Genomic DNA, 18497 nt, shown 5'->3' on the forward strand with positions numbered 1-18497 from the left:
CAGCGAGGGGTGGGGCGGAAGTTGTTGCAGGGGCTGATCGATCAGCTGCCGGAGGATGCGGAGCGGCTGTGGATCGAGCACTTCGCGGCGAACGAGCGGGCGGGGGCGTTCTATGAGCGGGAAGGGTATGGGGTGGAAAGGATCGAGCCGAGTCCCGACGGGGACCCGGCTCGATCGGTGGTGTGGCGGGTGCGCCGGCTGAAGCCGGCCTAGTCAGTCGCGGTCAGGGGTTGGTGGCGGCGGAGACGGTGTAGCCGTAGGGAAGCGAGGCGAAGGTCTGGGAGCCGCCGGAGCTGGTGTTGCTGAGGACGTTGACGGCCCCGGTGACGGAGGTGCCGGAGGGGGCGGTGGGCTTGAGAGTGGCGGTGAGTAGGGCGGAGGTGCCGGCGGGGAGGTAGACGGAGGCGCCGGGCGTGATGTCGGAGGCGGTGGGGCTGAGGCGGAAGGTGCGGCCGACGCCGGTGGTGTTGGCGACGCGGAAGTAGAGCGCGGTGCTGGACTGGGGGGCGACCTTGGTGCCGACGGCGGGGAGGTTGTAGGCGGAGGCGTCGGAGCGGTTGTAGGCGACGGTGCCGTGCACCTGCTGCGAGAACTCCTTGCCGCTGGCGGTGAGTTTGAGCATGACGTCGATCTCCCACCGCCCGGGCTTGGGGTTGGCGGTGACAAGGGCGGCATCGCCGACGGGCTTGTCGGAGCCGATGCCCTGCACGGTGGTGGCGGGAGTGGCGTCGGTGGTGACGACCTTGCCGTCGGGGTCGATCAGGTAGTACGAGATCCCGTTGTCAGCACTGGCATCGGTGGCGTGCAAGGTGACGGCGAGGTCCTTCTTGCCGGCGGGCACGTCGAGGTTGAGGGTGCTGATCTGGCCGACCTCCCGGCCGACGGTGCTGGTGATGTCGGTGGTGAAAGAGCCACCGGCGGAGGGGACCAGCGTGCGGCGAGCGACGGGCAGCGAGGTGGTGGAACCGTTGGCGGCCAGGAACTGCACGGACTCGGGGTGGTCACCGGGGGCGGTCGGCATGGCGACATTCAGGGCCACGGCGGCGGAGCCGTGCGCGGGAATGGTGACGGGGCCGGTGGCCGGAGAGGTGACGTAGTGTTGGCCGGTGGCCCGGAAAGAGACGTTGCCACGGTAGGAGCCGGGCACGTTGGGCGGGGACTGGAGATGCGCCCGGCCGTTGGCCCACAGGATCTTCGCGGTCCAGGCGCCGGATGTCGGGGCGGCCACCTCGACGTGCTGGATGTTGGACACGGTGCCGATCTTGGCGCTGCCCGAGGGCGCGGTGCCGTAGTCGTAGGAGATCTGGCTGAGCCGGCCCTTGGGGTCGACCAGGGTGAACGAGAGAATGGTGCCGTTGGCGGGATCCGGGATGATCAGGTCGGCGTTGAGCCGGTCGAGTCCCTTGGGCACGTCGAAGGTGATCGGCGAGGCGGCAGTGGCCCCGGCGGCCGGAACCGGCAGGCTGGGGTCGGGCGCGCTGACCGGCTCGGTGACGGTGGCGCCGATCTGCTTGGCGGCGCCGAGTTCCCGGTACGTGCCGGTGACGGTGGTGGGCAGCGCGCTCGCGTTGTAGAGGTTCACGGTCTGGGCGCTGGAACCGGCGTCAGCGGTGATGTCCAATTGGGACGGTGACGGCACGAGGGCCGGGGCGTCGGAGACCAGGGTGGTGCCCGGCTGCTGCTGGGCGGCCCGCACGGCGGCGTACACGTCGAGCAGACCGGCGCCCTGCTGGTCGGCCGGCGCGCCGACGTCCTTGGCGGTGCCGGTGAGGATCTGCTTGATCAGGGCGGGGGTCGGCTTCACGCCGTGGTGGGTGTCGGCGTAGGCCTGGATGACGTCGGCGACCGCGCCGGCCACCAGTGGACAGGACTGGCTGGTGCCGCCGAAGGCCTCGGTCAGGGTGTTGGTCGGGCAGTCCGAACCGGTCGGGCTGCACGCGGCCTCGCCACCGTAGCCGGGCGCGACCAGGTCCACGACCCGGTTGTTGGGCGCGGTGCCACCGGAGGACAGCGGCGTGATGTCGTTGTTGATCCAGGAGTCGTAGCCGTAGGCCTGGCTGGTCAGGCGCAGCGTGTTGGTCGCGCCGACGGCGATCACCTGCGGGTCGGTGGCCGGCGAGGACACGGTGCCGGAAACGCCGCTGTCACCGGAGGAAACCACCACCGTGACGCCGGCGGCGACGGCGGCGTCGTTGGCCGCGTAGAACACGGAGTAGCGGCCGGGACGCGGAAGATAGCCGTAGGACTCGGAAATCACGTCGGCGTGCTCGGTCACGACCGCGTGGTCGATGCCGGCGACGACCTGTGACTCGTACTGGACCTGGCCCGAGGCGCTGGGCGGGGTGTCGATCAGCGAGGAGTCGACCAGCGACGCGTCCGGGGCGAAACCCTTGATACGGAAGGTGCAGCCGGCCGGCAGGCCCGAGTAGGGCAACTCCTTGCTGAAGTCGTAGGTGACCAGACCCTGGCCGGCCACCGAGGAGGCGTCGCCGTAGTACTCGCCGTCGCTGTCGTCCTCGTTCGGGTTCGGCGCGTCGATCACCACGTGCGAGCCGTCGGGCCGGATGAAGTTGGGGTTGCCGGCCAACTGGTTCATGCCGTCGATGGCGACGAGCACGCCCTTGCCGGTGGCGATCTTCGAGGCCTGCTCGGCATCGTTCGGGTTGTCGGTCTCCACCTTGTTCACCGACAGCGCTTCCGGCTCGAGCAGCGGGTGCGCGGGGTCGCTCGGGCACACCTTCTGGCTCAGCTTGGCCGGCGCGGCCTTGGGCGTGCTGTCCGGGGCGCCCACGGCCATCGGCTCGTCGGGCACGATCTGCCGCACGGCCGGGTTGGCCCGCAGCCGGTTCACCTCGGCGGCGGACAGGTGCGCGGCGACCGCGTTGACGCTGACCAGCTGGGTGACATCGGTGCCACCATTGGCTTTGATGTCCGAAACGACCGACTGCTGGTCGGTGTGCGTGGTGGCGGTGCGCTGCGAGCTCTGCGCCCGTAACGTGAGATCGCCGTGCTGGTTGGCCAGCACCACGATGACGCGTCCGCCGTCCGCGGCGCCGTCGACCGCGGGGGCCAGCGGGACCGGCGTGGCCGCGGCGACGCCGTTGCCCAGCAGGGCCAGCGCCGCACTCATGGACAGGGTTGTCGCCGCGGTGAGCAGGCGAGATCTATTCACTCCAGACACCTCGGGCAGTCGTCGCCGAATGATCGTCAACGGCCAGTCAAGTCCCCGCGCCCGAGGTGAAACAAGCGACGATCGGAGCTGTTTTCGCCGCCCGGAAACGACTAGCGTGCCGCGGACGGCAGCCCGAAGGTGATGGTCTCCCTGGCGGTTTCCCGTTCCTCCACCCGCACCGGGCCGAAGCGGCGAAGCCAGTGCACCACGTCGTCGACCAGCTGGGGCGGGGCCGACGCGCCGGCGGTCAGGCCCACCACGCGCACGCCGGCCAGCCACTTTTCCGATATGCCCGAAACGTCGTCCACCAGGTAGGCCGGCGTGCCCATCCGCCGTGCGACTTCCACCAGCCGCACGGAATTGGACGAATTGGCCGATCCGACCACCAGCACCAGGTCGGCCTCGTCGGCCACCGCGGCCAGCGACCGCTGACGATTGGTTGTGGCGTAACAGATGTCGTCGCTGCCGGGGCCGCGCAGCGCCGGGAACCGGGCCCGCAGCGCGTCGACCACCGCGGTCGTCTCGTCGACGGCCAACGTGGTCTGGGTCAGGTACGACACCCGAGACGGGTCCTCGACCTCAAGCGCGGCAACGTCTTCGACGGTCTCGACCAGCACCATCCGCTCAGGCGCCTCGCCCAGGGTGCCCTCGACCTCCTCGTGCCCGGCGTGGCCGATGAACACCACCGTGTCGCCACGAGCGGCGAAACGCCGGGCCTCGGAGTGAACCTTGGTCACGAGCGGGCAGGTGGCGTCGACAACGTCCAGACCGCGGCCGGCGGCCTCGGCCCGGACGGCCGGCGAGACGCCGTGAGCCGAGAACACCACTGTGGCCCCGGCCGGGACTTCGCCGAGCTCGTCGACGAAAACCGCGCCACGGCCGCTGAGATCGGCCACCACATGGGTGTTGTGCACGATCTGCTTGCGCACGTAGATCGGCCCGCCGCGACGGGCCAGCAGCTGTTCGACGATCTCGATGGCCCGATCGACGCCGGCGCAGAACGACCGCGGCGAGGCGAGCAGCACGGTCCGCTCAGTGGTCACGACGGGTCACCAGCCTGGCCAGCGTCTCCAACTCGGCGGCGACGCGGGCGACCGGGGCCGCCAGTGCCAACTCGGCCAGCGCCAGATCGAGTTGATCGGCGGCCTCCCGCTGGGCCCACGACCGACCGCCGGCCAGCTCGACCAGCTCGGCGGCGCGGGCAAGCTCCACATCGGACAGTGGGTCCTGCCGGCCGTACAGGGCGGCCAGCTCGGCGGCGGCCGGCGAACCGGAGGTCAGTGCGGCCACCACCGGCAGGGACTTCTTGCGGCTGACCAGATCCGAGTGCACGGACTTGCCGGTCACCCGCGGATCCCCCCAGATGCCCAGGAGATCGTCGACCAGCTGGAAGGCCAGCCCGAGGTGTTCGCCGAAGACCCGCATGTGCTCGACCTGATCGGCGCTGCCGCCGCCGTAGAGCGCCCCGACGGCGGCGGAGCAGGCCAGCAGCGCGCCGGTCTTCTCCCCCGCCATGGCCAGGCACTCGGATAGGTCCACATCGGACCGTTCCTCGAAGGACACGTCTTCGCACTGGCCCTCGACGAGATCCTGCACAGCCGCGCTGATCATCCGCATGGCGTCCTGCGACCGGCCGTGCCCGCTGCCGGCGAGCACGTCGAAGGCCAGCGTGAGCAGCGCGTCGCCGGCCAGGATCGCCGAGCTGGTCCCGAAAACGGTCCACGCGGTCGGCCGGTGCCGCCGACTGACGTCGCGGTCCATGACGTCGTCGTGCAGCAGCGAGAAGTTGTGCACCATCTCCACCGCGACGGCGGCCGGCACAGCGTCCACAATGGACCCGCCGACGGCCTCGGCGCACAACGCGGCCAGCGTCGGCCGGATGGCCTTGCCGGCGTCGCCCTCGCGGGGCGTGCCGTCGGCGTCCCACCATCCGTAGTGGTATCCGGCGACGCGGCGCATGGACGTGGGCAGCGTGTCCACCGCCGCCCGCATCGCCGGGTCCACCACACTTCGGCTCCAGGACAGCACTTCCCGGGCCGATCTGGGCTGGGAGATCACGTCGATCGGGACCACCTCCTCGATCACGGGGCGAACATCCGCACCGCGGACGTGCCGAAGCCGGTGGGCAGCGCGAAACCGTGCCCGCCCCGGGCACGGACCAGCTCGTCCTGTCCATATCGGACGGTCTCGCGGTGCCAGTTGAGCACCGCGGCCATCCAGTCCTCCAGCTCACGCACGTACGCGTCGACGGCCTTGCGCTGCGCGGCGGTGAAGCCGAACTCCTCGCACAGCGCCGGGATCTCGTGGTCGCGGGTGCGGATGAACTGCTCGACCCGGTCGGTCATCAGGTTGTCGACCACGCCGACGGCCCGATCCTTGTCGCAGCCGAGGAAGTTCTGCACGACCAGCACCATGTTGAGCAGCTCGCCCTCGAACTCGATCTCCTTCTGGTAGGAGAAGACGTCGTTGAGGAAGCAGCCGTAGTCGGCGGCCGAGTCCTCCAGCCCGCGCATCTGGCTGGTGGCGAAGAACTCCGCCGGCAGAGCGAGGTGGCTGAACCGGGCCAGGCTCATGGTCAGCTCGGCGCCGAAGCTGGCCCGCCGCATCTCGATGTAGTCCACCGGATCGGGAATCCGGTTGTGGTGGTGGCAGTCCGCCTCCCAGGCCCAGGATTCGACCATCACCATCACGGCGTGCCGGAACTGGGCGCGGTGCTCGTCGGACATCGGCAGCGCGGTCCGCACCCACAGGTCGGCCAGGCCCCGCTCGTAGGGGGTGGTCGGCGTCGGCATGGTCACGCAGTCCAGCGGCATGAACTGCCCGGTGCGCTCCACGAACGCCCGGACCCCGGTCGGATCGGGGCTGTGGAAGAACAACTGGGGCACGAGGTCGTCGGCGTAGGTGCCCCAGCTCAGCCAGTTCGTGCCGAGATCCAACTCCTCCTGGGTGGCGTCCGGATCGATGCCGGCCGCGCACAAGGCGAAGTCGAAGCCGGCCAGCTTATCGTCGGTCCAGACGCCGTCGCTGGTGATGCCGATCTCCTTGGACCACACCGCGTTGTTGCGACGCGCGGTGTCCAGCAGCGGGCTCAGCGTCAGCGTGAACGGCATGGTGAAGTCGGGCAACGTGGTCGGGCCGACCGCGTGCGGCGCGTGGGTGAAACGCCCCAGCCGCTTGGGAAAGCCGAACCGCGCGCCGAGCGTGCCCAGGCCGGTCGGGCCGCCGGGCACCCAGCCCGACTTGTCGGCGCCGGCGTTCATGTACCGGCTGGAGCGCATGTGCCACTCGTGCCCGCCCGACTGCCAGTCCTGCAGGCCACGGGCGTAGACCAGCGCGGCCATGCGCTCGTCCGGCCGTAATCCGTGCTGGTCGAACAGGATCGGCAGCTCGGTGAACACGGTGTGCTCGAACTGCTGCATACGCGAGGAGATCAGGTCGTTGGTGGCCTCGGCCGCCTCCTGGGTGGTGCAGCCCAGCGCGGTTTCCAGCACCAGCACCATGTTGGCGTTCTCGCCCTCCTCCTCCACCTCACGCTGGTAGGAGAAGACGTCGTTGCGCAGGTGCACGCCGTCGGCGAAGGTGTCGCGCAGCACCCGCATCGGCCGGGTCCGGGCGATCGCGTCCGGCACCTCGGCCCCGACCGCGACCTCGACCAGGTTGGCCGACCACGGCGCGCCGCCGACCTTGCGGCGCATCTCGATGTAGTCGATCGGGTTGGCCACCCGGCCCTCGTCGATGTTGATGATCTCCCACATGCACTCGACGAGCAGGTTGAGCGTGCTCTCGATGAAGCGGACCTTCCACTCCTGGGACATCATCGGGATGGTGCGTTCCCACAGGTCCTTCAGCCCGGCCTCGACCGGGTTGGTCGGCGTGGCGGTGATCTCGCCGTGCAGCGGCATGAACGCGCGCAGCCCGTCAAGGTACTTCTTGGCGCCCTTGATGTCCTTGGGCTTCTTGTAGAGCTCGAGGAAGTGGTCGTCGAAGAAGAAGACCCAGACGTACCAGTCGGTGATCAGGTCCAGCACCGGGCCCGAGCACTCGGGATGGGTGTACGCGCACAGCAGCGCGTAGTCCATCGCCTCCAGCTTGGCCTCGGACCAGATGATCTCGCCGCCGGGATACGCGGGCGTGTCGACCATGTCGAAGTCGCGCGCCCACTTGCGGGTGTGGGCGCGCGCCCCCTCCAGGTTGGGGTTCAGCCGCGCAGGGTGAACCATGTAGAACTCGGGCAGTTCGAACGGCTGGGCCATGGTGAGTGAGCCTCAGTTTCCGAGTTCCACGTCTTCCAGCACACCGAGGGCGTCGGGCACCAGCACCGCGCACGAGTAGTAGGCGGAGACCAGGTAGGACATGATCGCCTTCTCGCTGACGCCGGTGAAGCGCACCGACAGGCCGGGCTCGCGCTCGTCCGGGATGCCGGTCTGGTGCAGGCCGATCACGCCGTTGTCGTCCTCGCCGGTGCGCATGGCCAGGATGGACGTGGTGTTGGTGGCCGGGTCGATCGGGATCTTGTCGCACGGCAGGATCGGCACTCCGCGCCAGGACTGCATGGGCTGGCCGTCCACCAGCACCGGCGGCGGGTAGAGCCGCCGCGCGTTGAGCTCGCGGCCGAACGCGGCGATCGCCTTGGGGTGGGCCAGGAAGAACTTCGTCTTGCGCCGGCGGGACACCAGCTCGTCCATGTCGTTGGGGGTGGGCGCGCCGTTGCGGGTGTGCAGCCGCTGGCTGTGGTCGGCGTTGTGCAGCAACCCGAAGTCCGGGTTGTTGAGCATGTCGTCTTCCTGCCGCTCGCGCAGCGCCGCGATGGTCAGCCGCAGTTGCTCCTGCACCTGGTCGTGCGGCCCGTTGTAGAGGTCGGCGACGCGGGTGTGCACGCGCAGCAGGGTCTGGGCCACGCTGAGCTCGTACTGGCGCGGCGACAGGTCGTAGTCCACGAAGGTGCCGGGCAGGTCGATCTCGCCGGAGTGGCCGGCCGACATCTCGATGGCGGCCTCGCCGTGCTTGTTCTGCGACTTGGCCCCGCTGCCGCGGAAACGGTCCACATGGGACGCCAGCGCCGGCGAGCCGGCCAGCGCCTCGGCGAAGGCGTTGCGCGGCAGGGAAAGCACGACACAGCCGGTGTTCGCGCGCACGGAGAACGGCCAGCCGCCCTCGCCGAGCAGGACCTGCTCGCCGAAGTAGTCGCCGTCGGCCAGTGTGCCCAGCGCGGCCTCGTCGCCGTACTTGCCGGCGCCGACCTTGTCCACCCGGCCGTGCACGATCAGGAACAGCTCGTCGGCGGCGTCGCCGCGGCGCACGATGGTGTCGCCGGCGGAGAACTGGCGGCGGGTGAAGCGGCCGGCCAGCGCGGTCAGCACGTCGGCGTCGTCGAATCCGCGCAGCGCCGGCAGTTCGCCGAGCTCGGCCGGGATCACCCGGACGTCGTCGCCCTGGCTGACGAACTCGATGCGGCCGTCGCCGACGGTGTAGGTGAGCCGGCGGTTCACGCGGTAGACCGCGCCCTTGGCCTCCACCCACGGCAGCGAGCGCAGCAGCCAGCGCGGCGTGATCGCCTGCATCTGCGGCACGGACTTGGTCGTCGTGGCCAGCTGCCGCGCGGCCGCTGTGCCAAGACTCAACTGGGTGGAGGCCGGGTCCAGGGTCTCGGTCACGACGAAGTGCTCCAATCAGGAACGGGTTCACAGGGGAAAGCCGAAGGGGTGAGCACGTGGCGGCGTCCCGCACGCCGACGGGGGATCCGCCCCGGCGGCGTGCGGGCACTGGTGGCCCGGCCCCGGCCGCCGGCGGATGGGCCGGCGGCCGGGCGGGCCCGGGGTCGGATCGTCAGTTGGCGCCGAGCTGGACGTCCTCGAGAATGCCGAGCGCGTCCGGCACCATCACGGCGGCCGAGTAGTAGGCGCTGACCAGGTAGGAGATGATCGCCTTCTCGCTGATGTTCATGAAGCGCACCGACAGGCCCGGCTGGTACTCGTCGGGCAGGCCGGTCTGGTGCAGGCCGACGACGCCCTGGGTGTGCTCGTCGCCGCAGCGCATCAGGATGATCGAGCTGGTGCGCTGCTCGGTGATCGGGATCTTGTTGCAGGGCAGGATCGGCACGCCGCGCCAGGCCGGCACCTGGTGGCCGTTGAAGTCGACGTTGCCCGGGTAGAGGCCGGCGCGGTTGCACTCCTGGCCGAAGGCCGCGATCGCCCGCGGGTGGGCCAGGAAGACCGTCGGCGCCTTCCACACCGTGGCCAGCAGCTCGTCCATGTCGTCCGGGGTGGGCGCGCCGGAGCGGGTGTGGATGCGCTGGCTGAAGTCGGCGTTGTGCAGCAGGCCGAAGTCACGGCTGTTGACCAGCTCGTGCTCCTGGCGCTCGCGCAGGGCCTCGATGGTCAGGCGCAACTGCTGCTCGGTCTGGTTCATCGGCTGGTTGTAGAGGTCGGCAACGCGGGAGTGCACCCGCAGCACCGTCTGCGCGACCGACAGCTCGTACTCCCGCGGCGCGGCGTCGTAGTCGACGAACGTGCCGGGCAGGTCGGGCTCGCCGGTGTGGCCGGAGGCGACGTTGATCGCGGCCTCGCCGCTGTCGTCGCGGCCGAGCGCGGCGTTGGCCTGGAACAGCACGATCTGCTCACGCAGCGCCGCCGACTGGTCGCACAGCGCCTGGAAGTCGGCGCGGGACAACGACAACACGGTGGCGCTGGTGACCGCCTTGGCGGTGAAGTCCCAGGCCGCGTCCGGGTCGACCAGCGCCTCCGCGCCGAAGTACTCGCCGTCGGCCAGCGTGCCCAGCACCGACTCGTCGCCGTACTTGCCGGCGCCGACCTTGTTGATCTTGCCGTGTGCGATCAGGTACACCCGGTCGGCACCGCTGCCGGACTCGGCGATCACGTCGCCGGCCGAGTACTCGTGCTGGCTGAACCGGCCGGCCATGGCCTCCAGCACGTCCATCTCGTCGAAGCCGCGCAGCAGCGGCAGCTCGCCCAGCTCGGCCGGGATCACCCGGACGTCGGCGCCGGTGTTGGTGAACTCGATGCGGCCGTCGCCGACGGTGTAGCTCAGGCGCCGGTTGACCCGGTACACGCCGCCGTTGACCTGCACCCAGGGCAGCACGCGCATCAGCCAGCGCGAGGTGATGCCCTGCATCTGCGGGACGGACTTGGTCGTGGTGGACAGGTTCCGCGCGGCGGCGGTGCCCAGACTCAGCTGGGACTGCCCTTGCTCAACTCCGGCTCCCGGCTCCAACGTCTCCGTCACGGCGGAACAACTCCTCACCAGATCGACACAGAGGAATAGAAAGAAAGAATAGGAGGACCACTCGGCCCGCCCACCCGCCTTTGCTCGCGAGACAAATGGCGATTTAATCGCAGGCCGATATGGACGCCGACACGAGCGAAACTAGCACCGCCGTTCAGCGGACGTACAGTCGCCCGAGCGGGTGACTATTGCACCGCCGGAAGTTTGGTCTTTTGTTCACCCAACTCGGCTAGCCGTGGTCCACCGTCGGTAGCACCACTCACCGATTCCACCCGGTCGCCGGCTGACAATAGGACGGCAGGGTATTGCCGCACCGCCATTCGGGTTCTCTTCGCCGGCGAACCCTTGGCGGCCATTGCCAGGCACTGGCGACAGCGACGACCTCGGATCGGGTCATGGGACGTCTGGCAAGTCACACTAAAGAGACAAAAAGCGCCGGGTCGACGCCGACATTGGGCCGTTCGGGCGGCCCGCCGTCACACCGCGCACAGAGGTGGTCGTTGACGTGTCACGAAACCAGAAGTGACGGATCACTCACCCAATGTCACCGGATCGTGCGGCAAAAACTGGCCACAAGTCGTGGCCGCCTCGGAAATCCCACCACCCAATAGCCGCCATTACACCATCGCGACCACCGCCGTCCGACCAAACCCGAGGTCACGCGATTGGGCGGCGGCGTCCATTTCCGGCGCATCCGCTGACAAAACCAGACATCGGCCCGGGCCGGGTTGACACTTCGTCAGATCAAACGGCGTCACGGATAGCTCTTCGCGATCATCCACGCGCACCCGGTAGCGTCTGGGCCTCAGCGTCGGACGGGGGCGAGTGGATGCGGGAGGCCGGCGGCGCCGGGCGGCGACTGATGCCGCGCCGGGAACGGGCCGCGAGCATCGTGGCGGCCGCGGCGCGGGCGTTCGCCCGCGGCGGCTACGCGGGCACCTCGATGGACGACGTGGCCGCGGAGGCCGGCGTCACCAAGATCATTCTGTACCGGCACCACAACACCAAGAAGGACATCTACACCGCGGCGCTGGACACCACCTGGCAGCGGCTGGTGGACAGCTCGCAGCTCGGCTACGACACCGAGGCCGGGCTGCGCGCGCTGCTGGCCGCCGCCCGGCGCGACGTGGCCGGCTTCACCCTGCTGTTCCGGCACGCGGTCCGGGAGCCGGAGTTCGCCGAGTACGCCCAGCAACTGGTCGGGCAGACCGTGCGGGTGGCCGAGGAGACGCTGGCCGATTCGGTGCGGGACCCGCGGCTGCGGGCGTGGCTGGCCCGGGGCGTGACCGACCTCGTGCTCAACTCGGTGCTGGAGTGGATCACCACCGGCGACCCGGCCCGTGACGACGAGGCCGCCGGCCTGCTGTTCCAGACCGCGGCGGCGGTCATTGTCCACCACCGGTCAAGGGCAACCCCTAGCCCCGCCGCACGACGATCGGACGGACTTCGCGAAACTGTATACTGAGCAGTTGCTCAAGGAGTACTGTCGGGCCTCCACGGTCAAATCTGGGGAGGTGACAATGGCGACTGGCCAATTCCCGGCGGATGACGCCGAGACCGCCGCGAACGTCTTCGCTGGAGAACTCAAGCGTTGGCGGACGCTGCGCGGGCTGTCGAGGACCACACTCGCACGACGGATGGGCTATGACCGCTCATACGTGTCCAAAGTGGAGAGTGGGGCCAAGCCGCCGTCCCGGGACTTCGCCTTTCACGCAGAGAAGGCGTTGCACTCGGGTGGCGCGCTGTACAACGCGTATCGGGAGCACAGCAGCTCGGTCGAGCGGTCCAAGGCCGACGGCCAGCTGGTGCGCGCCGCGTCGAGGCCGACGCAGCCGTACGCGGACCTGATCGTCGGCGGGGTTCCGCCGGCCGGGAGGTAGATCGGGTCACAACCTGCCGATCGGGAGACAGTTGGCGCGAACCCCCGCCGTGCCACTAGGACCCCGTAAGGCGCCGGGGCGGGTCGCAGCCAGCGACCCGCCCCGGTTCTTTTGTGCGAAGTTGCAGGTTTAGGAAATGTTCATCCGGTGAAGGAACCAGGCGAAGCGATTCGACTGGGGAACGTCGCCCAGATCTCCGGCGTGTAGAAGTGTCCGCCGGGCAGCTGCTCCACCCGAACCGGACCGGCGGCGACCTTGGTCCACTCCTGGGCGTTGGCCGCCGGGGACTTGCCGTCCTCCGTGCCGAAGATGACCTGCACCGGCGCGCTGACCGTGGTGCCCGGCCGGTACCGGTAGGTCTGGCTGACCGCCAGGTCGGCCCGCAGCAGCGAGACGGCCATCTGCACCAGCTCCGGCTCGGCGAGCAGCTCCGGCGGCAGCTGGCCGACGGTGCTCATCCAGTGCAGCAGCTCGTCGTCGGTCTGCCCCATGTGCGGCGGCTCCCCGTCGGAGCGCGGCCAGTCGGTCGGGGCCTCGCTGGCCGACACGGTCAGCGCCGCCGGGCCCCGGCCGCGCCGCTCGGCCCTGGCCGCGATCTCGAACGCCATCACCGCGCCCATGCTGTGCCCGAACAGCTGGTACGGCCGGGTGGCGACGTCGGTGACGACGGCGTCGACCACCTCCTCGCACAGCTGCTCCCAGTCGGTGGCGTACGGCTCGGTGAACCGCCCCTCCCGCCCGGGGTAGCAGACCAGCACCAGCTCAGTGCTCTCCGGCAGCTGCCGCACCCAGCGGCGGAACGGCGCGGTGCCGCCGCCGCTGTAGCCGATGCAGACCAGCACCCGGCTCGCCTGGGGCCGCGGCAGCGGCCGGACCAAGATCTTGGATCCCGTGCTCACAGGGACCAAAGTACCTGGGCCCGTAGCCTGGATCGGTGCGCCTGCTGCCGCCTCGGGCCCGCCGCTCCGCCGTCGGCCTCGTTGTCCTGTCCGTTGTCGTGGTGGCCGTGGGGGCGGCGCTCTATCACGGCGAACGCCGCGCCGGGCGGCTCGACGACGCCGTCGACGACTGGCTGTTCACGATCTTCGGCCGGGATCGGGCGCTGCTGTACCAGCTGCTGCACGTGGCCGACCTGCCGGTGGTGGTCGCGGTGCTGGCGGCCGTGGTGGCCGGGGCGCTGATGCGCGGCCGGCCGGACATCGCGGCGCTGGCGGCGATCGGGCCGGTGGCGGCGATCGGGCTCACCGAGGTGGTGCTGAAGCCGCTCGTGCAGCGTCGCTACAACTTCTTCCTGTCCTATCCCAGCGGTCACACCGTGGGCACGGTCTCGGAGTGCGCGGTGCTGGGAGTGATCCTGCTCGGCGCGACCGGCCTGACCCTTGCGCTGCGGGTGGCAATGGGCGTGCTCCTGCTGGCCGTGTCCGGCCTGGTGATGCTGGCGCTGATCGTCGACGACTTCCACTATTTCACCGACACCGTCGCCGGGGCGGCCCTCTCGGTGGGGGTGGTCGCGCTGACGGCGTTGGCGGTGGACGCGGTCACGCGGCGACGGATGGTAGCCGCGACTGCGGTGTGACCCCGCCGAACGGTGGATTCCCGCGACTTGCCGGAAGTGACACTTCGGTAGCTATTTACACCGTCACCTACCATCGCGAAAATCCTTGACCAGGGCGGACGAGCGAGGTGACGGCGTGCGAAGGCTCGCGATTGCGATGGCGGCGCTACTGGTCGTGGTCACGGCGCTACCGGCGGCCGCGGCCACTTCACATTCCGATAGCGGGAATCGGGAACTGCGCGGCCTGTGGATCGCCAGCGTGGCCAACATCGACTGGCCGTCGAAACCGGGACTGCCGGCGGCGCAGCAGAAGCAGGACTACGAGAACCTGCTCGACCGGGCCGCGGCGATCGGCGTGAACGCCGTTTTCGTGCAGATCCGGCCGACCGCCGACTCGTTCTACCCGTCCTCGCTGGAGCCGTGGTCGCAGTACCTGACCGGCGTGCAGGGCCAGGATCCCGGCTACGACCCGCTGCGGTTCCTGGTCGCCCAGGCGCACCTTCGGAATCTGGAGTTCCACGCCTGGTTCAACCCGTACCGGATCAGCCTCCAGAGCGACGTGGCCAAGCTGGCCCCCGACCACCCAGCCCGGCTGCATCCGGACTGGGTCGTCACCTACGGCGGGCAGCTCTACTACAACCCGGGCATTCCGGCCGTGCGGGCCTTCGTGGAGAAGGTCATTCTCGACACGACCCGGCGCTACGACATCGACGGCGTGCACTTCGACGACTACTTCTACCCGTATCCCGTTGCCGGCCAACAGTTCCCCGACCAGCAGACGTACGCCCAGCACGGCGGCGGCTTCGCGACCGTCGCCGACTGGCGGCGGGACAACGTGAACAAGCTGATCAGCGAGCTGTCGACGCGGATCCACGCCCTGAAGCCGTGGGTCGCCTTCGGGGTCAGCCCGTTCGGCATCTGGCGGGACGCCCGCACCGATCCGACCGGCTCCGACACGCGGGGCGGTGTGCACGACTACGACGACCTCTACGCCGACACCCGGACCTGGATCCGCAACCGCTGGGTCGACTACATCGCGCCGCAGCTGTACTGGCCGGTCGGATACACGATCGCCGACTACGGGAAACTACTGCCGTGGTGGGCGAACGAGGTCGCCGGCACCGGGGTGTCGCTGTACGTCGGGCAGGCCGTGTACAAGATCGGGACGTCGAGCCCGACCCCGTGGCTGGATCCCGATGAGATGCCCCGGCACATCGCGCTGGACCGCGCCACTCCCGGCGTGAGCGGGGACATTCTCTTCAACACCAACACTTTGCTGGCCAACCCGCTCGGCTTCGCCGACCGCCTGCGCACCGACGTCTACGCCAGGCCGGCGATCGTTCCGGTCCGGCCGACCGTCGCCGGGCACGCCCCGCCCCCGCCGATCCTGCTGCCGTTGTTCGGCAACACCCTGCACTGGATCGGTTTCGGCGCCTCCTACGCCGTCTACCAGGACGGTCAGCTGCTCACCACGGTGCGCGGCGCCAGTTTCGCCCTGCCCGAGGGCCGTCACCGCTACGCGGTCACGGCGCTGGACCGCACCCACCACGAGAGCCGCCCCAGCGGCACCGAGGAGTACCGATGAGCCCTGTGCACAACCGGTTGACCAGGCTCGCCATGGTGGGCACCGTCGCCGGCGCCCTCATCGCCGCCCCGGCCGAGGCCGCCACCACGGCCGCGCCGGTGGACTTCCACCAGTGGAACAGCGCCGCCGAATTCCACAGTGGACACTCCGACGGCCTGCTCGTCGGCGCCGGCCTGAGCATCGGCCGGCCGGCCGGCACCGTGCAGCACACCGAGCCGGATCTGGGCACCACCAAGGCCTACGACTACGGGACGTGGACCTCTCCCCGCTACAGCCAGCGATTCGGGGCCACGCAGCTGGTCGCGTCCTGGAACGCCACCACCCCGGCCGGCACGTTCCTCCAGGTGGAGATGCGAGGCACCTCGTCCACCGGTGCGCAGACCGGGTGGTACGTGATGGGCCGGTGGGCCTCCGGCGACCAGGACATCCACCGCACCAGCGTGCCGGACCAGACCGACGCCACCGGCACCATCGACGTCGACACCTTCGAGGCGGCCGAGGGCGTCACGCTGACCTCCTACCAACTGCGGGTCACGCTGTACCGCCTGCACGGCACCAGGGTCTCGCCGAACCTGCGCATGGTCGGCGCGATGACCTCGGCCATCCCCGACCGGTTCGCCGTGCCCACCAGCCCCAGCGGCGGCGCGTGGGGCATCGAGCTGCCGGTTCCCCGCTACTCCCAGGACATCCACGACGGCCAGTACCCCGAGTACGACGGCGGCGGCGAGGCCTGGTGCAGCCCCACCTCCACCGAGATGGTCGTCGAGTACTGGGGCAAACACCCCACCGCGCAACAACTTTCCTGGGTCGACCCGAGCTACGCCGATCCCAGCGTCGACCACGCCGCCCGCAACACCTACGACTACGACTACCAGGGCGCCGGCAACTGGCCGTTCAACGCCGCCTACGCCGCCAGCTACGGCCTGGACGCGCACATCACCCGGCTGCATTCCCTTCAAGAGCTGGAGAAGTACATCCGGCGGGGCATCCCGGTGATCACCTCGCAGTCCTTCCAGGCCAGCGAGCTGGACGGGGCCGGCTACTCGACCTCCGGGCACATCATGGTGGTCGTCGGCTTCACCAAGACCGGCGACGTGATCGTCAACGACCCCGCCTCCCACGACGACCCGTCCGTGCGCAACGTCTACAAGCGGGCCCAGTTCGAGAACGTCTGGCAGCGCACCGAACGCCCGCTGCCCAGCGGCGGCACCGGCTCAGGCCCCGGCGGCGTCGTCTACATCATCACCCCGCACGGGATGCCGCTGCCCTAGCGATCAGCCTGGTGTTGTGGGGATTCAGCGTGTTCGCGGCGATCATCTCGGTGGCGACCTCGGTGACGAAGTCGCCGGCGTCGTCACCGAGCTTGTCGGCCTGGGCGGCGAGGCCGGCCGAGGCCATGATCCGGCCAAGGGCGACGGGATCGGCCACGAACTGGGCGTCGATCTCGGTGGGCGGCAGCTCCAGGGTCAGGCCGGCGGCGAGCAGGCGGGCGGCGACCTCGTCGGCGGGGTGCTGGTGCATGGCGAACGGGGTGTCGGCGAGCCGGTCGCGCCAGCGGGGCCGGTTCATCACTGCGTGCAGGACGGTCACGGCGTCGCCCTCGCAGCTGCGGGGATTGCCCCGGCTCCACTGCAACACCAGCGCGCCGCCGGGCGCGACGGCGCGGGCCATTTCCGTGAGGGCGTGGTCGATGTCGTCCAGCCAGTGCAGCACCCACGAGCAGTGCACGATGTCGAACGTCCCGTCGAGCCGGAGTTCCCGGGCATCCTGGACCTGCACGGTGACCGGGAATCCCTGGCAGTGCTCACGGGTCGCCTCGACCATCGACGGGGAGAAGTCGCTGGCGGCCACGGTGTAGCCGCGTTCGGCCATCGCCCGGGTGATTTCCCCGCTGCCGCAACCGATGTCGGCCAGCCGGCCGCCGGTGAGCCCGGCCAGTTCCAGCGCCTCGACGGCGGTGCGGAACTGGCGGCTGTTGGCGCGGCGGTAGTGCTCCGCCTGCCAGACGTGACGGTCCATGCCCACGACAATGCCATCACCAGCGGTGGGCGGCGAAGTCCACCGGCCGGGGCCGCATGGTCGCGGCCCGTTCGACCAGGCCGGCCAGCCGCGCGGCCATCTCGTCGGCGGGACGGCGCATGCGGTCGCCGTGGCCGGCCAGCACCCACTCGAAGCGGATCAGGGGCGCGGTGCGGGCCAGGGACTCGGCCAGCACGCGGATGTCGTACCAGGTCACGTGTTCGGCCACTTCGAGGTCGCCGGAGGTGCGGGACCAGTAGAACGAGTCGCCGGTGAAGCAGTACTTGTCGTCGGCCACGAAGATGACGCTGCCCTCGGTGTGGCCGGGCAGCGGATGCGCGATCACGCCCGGGGTGATCTCGACCGGGTCGAGGCCGCGGATGACCACGTCGGCCTCGGGACAGGAGTCCAGGTCGCCCTCGTGGATCCACAGCCGGGCCCCGTACCGGTCGGCGTACTGCCGGCCGTGGGCGACGTGGTCGCGGTGGGTCAGCAGCACCTCGGTGACCGGGCCCAGCTTCTCGTACCGGTCGGCCAGACCGGGGCTCCACCGCGGGGTGTCGATCATCAGGTTGCCGGTGTCCCGCCGCAGCAGGAAGGCGTTGGCGGCGGCGGTCTGCCGGGAGTTGTGTCCACAGTGGAACAGGTTGTCGTCCAGCTCCATCGGGAACGGGTCGAGGCCGGGATCGAGGCCGTCGCTGGGATTGCGGATGGAGCGGGTGGGGCAGGCGTACGCGGCCGCGTGCACGGCCGTCAGGTCGGCGTCGGTCTGCGGCTGCCGGAGCAGCTCGGACTTCCCGCCCACCTCGGCGATCAGCTCCGGCGCGAACTGGCGGGCCACATCGCAGTTCGTGCAGCGGTCGTCGACGTGCCAACCGGTCATGGTCTCCCCCTGGAGAAAGTCGGTATGCCAGGAGTACCAGCGTTTTCCCGGGAAAAGATAGCGTTGACTTTGCCGGATGACGCTGCTCTACAAGATCCTTCCGTTGCAGCGCAACAAAAAGGCCGATCCCGACGAATTCGGGACCGGCCTTTTCGCGCATC

General features: G+C 69.8%; 15 protein-coding genes. 6 read left to right on the forward strand and 9 right to left on the reverse strand.

All coding sequences use genetic code 11. The features are described 5' to 3' along the window. The first annotated feature begins 9 nt into the window (after nt 1–9). Nucleotides 10–213, forward strand: coding sequence for a hypothetical protein (locus tag ACIG5F_RS22165; protein ID WP_396520240.1), 204 nt, complete (start codon nt 10–12; stop codon nt 211–213). A 10-nt stretch (nt 214–223) separates the two neighbouring features. On the opposite strand, the gene ACIG5F_RS22170 is transcribed toward ACIG5F_RS22165, so the two are convergent. The 6 genes from ACIG5F_RS22170 to ACIG5F_RS22195 all read right to left on the reverse strand — a co-directional run bounded on the left by ACIG5F_RS22170 (nt 224) and on the right by ACIG5F_RS22195 (nt 10414). Next, nucleotides 224–3172, reverse strand: coding sequence for a S8 family serine peptidase (locus ACIG5F_RS22170; protein WP_396520242.1), 2949 nt, complete (start codon nt 3170–3172; stop codon nt 224–226). A gap of 110 nt (nt 3173–3282) precedes the next feature. Further along, nucleotides 3283–4215, reverse strand: a complete 933-nt coding sequence (locus ACIG5F_RS22175; RefSeq protein ID WP_396520244.1) for a 4-hydroxy-3-methylbut-2-enyl diphosphate reductase — start codon at nt 4213–4215, stop codon at nt 3283–3285. Beyond that, nucleotides 4205–5245: a family 2 encapsulin nanocompartment cargo protein polyprenyl transferase gene (locus ACIG5F_RS22180; RefSeq protein WP_396520662.1), complete on the reverse strand. Its 1041-nt coding sequence runs from the start codon at nt 5243–5245 to the stop codon at nt 4205–4207. The genes ACIG5F_RS22175 and ACIG5F_RS22180 overlap by 11 nt, the downstream gene beginning before the upstream one ends. Before the next feature lie 8 nt (nt 5246–5253). After that, nucleotides 5254–7425 carry a germacradienol/geosmin synthase gene (locus ACIG5F_RS22185; RefSeq protein ID WP_396520246.1) on the reverse strand — a complete coding sequence of 724 codons (2172 nt, stop codon included), beginning with the start codon at nt 7423–7425 and terminating at the stop codon, nt 5254–5256. A gap of 12 nt (nt 7426–7437) precedes the next feature. Next, complete coding sequence (locus ACIG5F_RS22190; RefSeq protein ID WP_396520248.1) at nt 7438–8826, reverse strand: family 2B encapsulin nanocompartment shell protein; 1389 nt, start codon at nt 8824–8826, stop codon at nt 7438–7440. A gap of 172 nt (nt 8827–8998) precedes the next feature. Continuing rightward, nucleotides 8999–10414: a family 2B encapsulin nanocompartment shell protein gene (locus ACIG5F_RS22195; RefSeq protein WP_396520250.1), complete on the reverse strand. Its 1416-nt coding sequence runs from the start codon at nt 10412–10414 to the stop codon at nt 8999–9001. Nucleotides 10415–11243: 829 nt separating this feature from the next. Here ACIG5F_RS22195 and ACIG5F_RS22200 point away from each other — a divergent pair. Both ACIG5F_RS22200 and ACIG5F_RS22205 read left to right on the forward strand, forming a co-directional pair. Next, entirely contained in the window at nt 11244–11879 is a 636-nt protein-coding gene (locus ACIG5F_RS22200; protein WP_396520252.1) for a TetR/AcrR family transcriptional regulator, read from the forward strand. A gap of 55 nt (nt 11880–11934) precedes the next feature. Further along, entirely contained in the window at nt 11935–12294 is a 360-nt protein-coding gene (locus tag ACIG5F_RS22205) for a helix-turn-helix transcriptional regulator (RefSeq protein WP_211763955.1), read from the forward strand. A gap of 140 nt (nt 12295–12434) precedes the next feature. On the opposite strand, the gene ACIG5F_RS22210 is transcribed toward ACIG5F_RS22205, so the two are convergent. Then, a complete protein-coding gene (locus ACIG5F_RS22210; protein ID WP_396520255.1) occupies nt 12435–13193 on the reverse strand; it encodes a thioesterase II family protein in 759 nt (252 codons plus the stop codon). Between the two features lie 35 nt (nt 13194–13228). On the opposite strand from ACIG5F_RS22210, the gene ACIG5F_RS22215 reads away from it, so the two are divergent. From ACIG5F_RS22215 to ACIG5F_RS22225, 3 genes are all read left to right on the forward strand, one after another. Further along, nucleotides 13229–13870: a phosphatase PAP2 family protein gene (locus ACIG5F_RS22215; protein ID WP_396520257.1), complete on the forward strand. Its 642-nt coding sequence runs from the start codon at nt 13229–13231 to the stop codon at nt 13868–13870. Between the two features lie 115 nt (nt 13871–13985). Then, a complete protein-coding gene (locus ACIG5F_RS22220; RefSeq protein WP_396520259.1) occupies nt 13986–15434 on the forward strand; it encodes a glycoside hydrolase family 10 protein in 1449 nt (482 codons plus the stop codon). Beyond that, nucleotides 15431–16705, forward strand: coding sequence for a C39 family peptidase (locus ACIG5F_RS22225; protein ID WP_396520261.1), 1275 nt, complete (start codon nt 15431–15433; stop codon nt 16703–16705). Before ACIG5F_RS22220 ends, ACIG5F_RS22225 begins: the two co-directional genes overlap by 4 nt. Here the strand turns inward: ACIG5F_RS22225 and ACIG5F_RS22230 are convergent. Continuing rightward, nucleotides 16677–17453, reverse strand: coding sequence for a class I SAM-dependent methyltransferase (locus ACIG5F_RS22230; RefSeq protein WP_396520262.1), 777 nt, complete (start codon nt 17451–17453; stop codon nt 16677–16679). The two genes, ACIG5F_RS22225 and ACIG5F_RS22230, sit on opposite strands and share 29 nt — an antisense overlap. 16 nt (nt 17454–17469) lie before the next feature. Further along, nucleotides 17470–18336, reverse strand: coding sequence for a 4Fe-4S domain-containing protein (locus ACIG5F_RS22235; protein WP_396520264.1), 867 nt, complete (start codon nt 18334–18336; stop codon nt 17470–17472). Between the last annotated feature and the right edge of the window lie 161 nt (nt 18337–18497).

The organism is Kutzneria sp. NPDC052558, assembly GCF_044547355.1.
GTDB lineage: Bacteria > Actinomycetota > Actinomycetes > Mycobacteriales > Pseudonocardiaceae > Kutzneria.

Coding starts and splice junctions, on each gene's coding strand:
- ACIG5F_RS22185 (WP_396520246.1), bottom strand. CDS start 7,425: ATGGCCCAGCCGTTCGAACTGCCCGAGTTCTACATGGTTCACCCTGCG.
- ACIG5F_RS22200 (WP_396520252.1), top strand. CDS start 11,244: ATGCGGGAGGCCGGCGGCGCCGGGCGGCGACTGATGCCGCGCCGGGAA.
- ACIG5F_RS22205 (WP_211763955.1), top strand. CDS start 11,935: ATGGCGACTGGCCAATTCCCGGCGGATGACGCCGAGACCGCCGCGAAC.
- ACIG5F_RS22225 (WP_396520261.1), top strand. CDS start 15,431: ATGAGCCCTGTGCACAACCGGTTGACCAGGCTCGCCATGGTGGGCACC.
- ACIG5F_RS22230 (WP_396520262.1), bottom strand. CDS start 17,453: ATGGACCGTCACGTCTGGCAGGCGGAGCACTACCGCCGCGCCAACAGC.
- ACIG5F_RS22235 (WP_396520264.1), bottom strand. CDS start 18,336: ATGACCGGTTGGCACGTCGACGACCGCTGCACGAACTGCGATGTGGCC.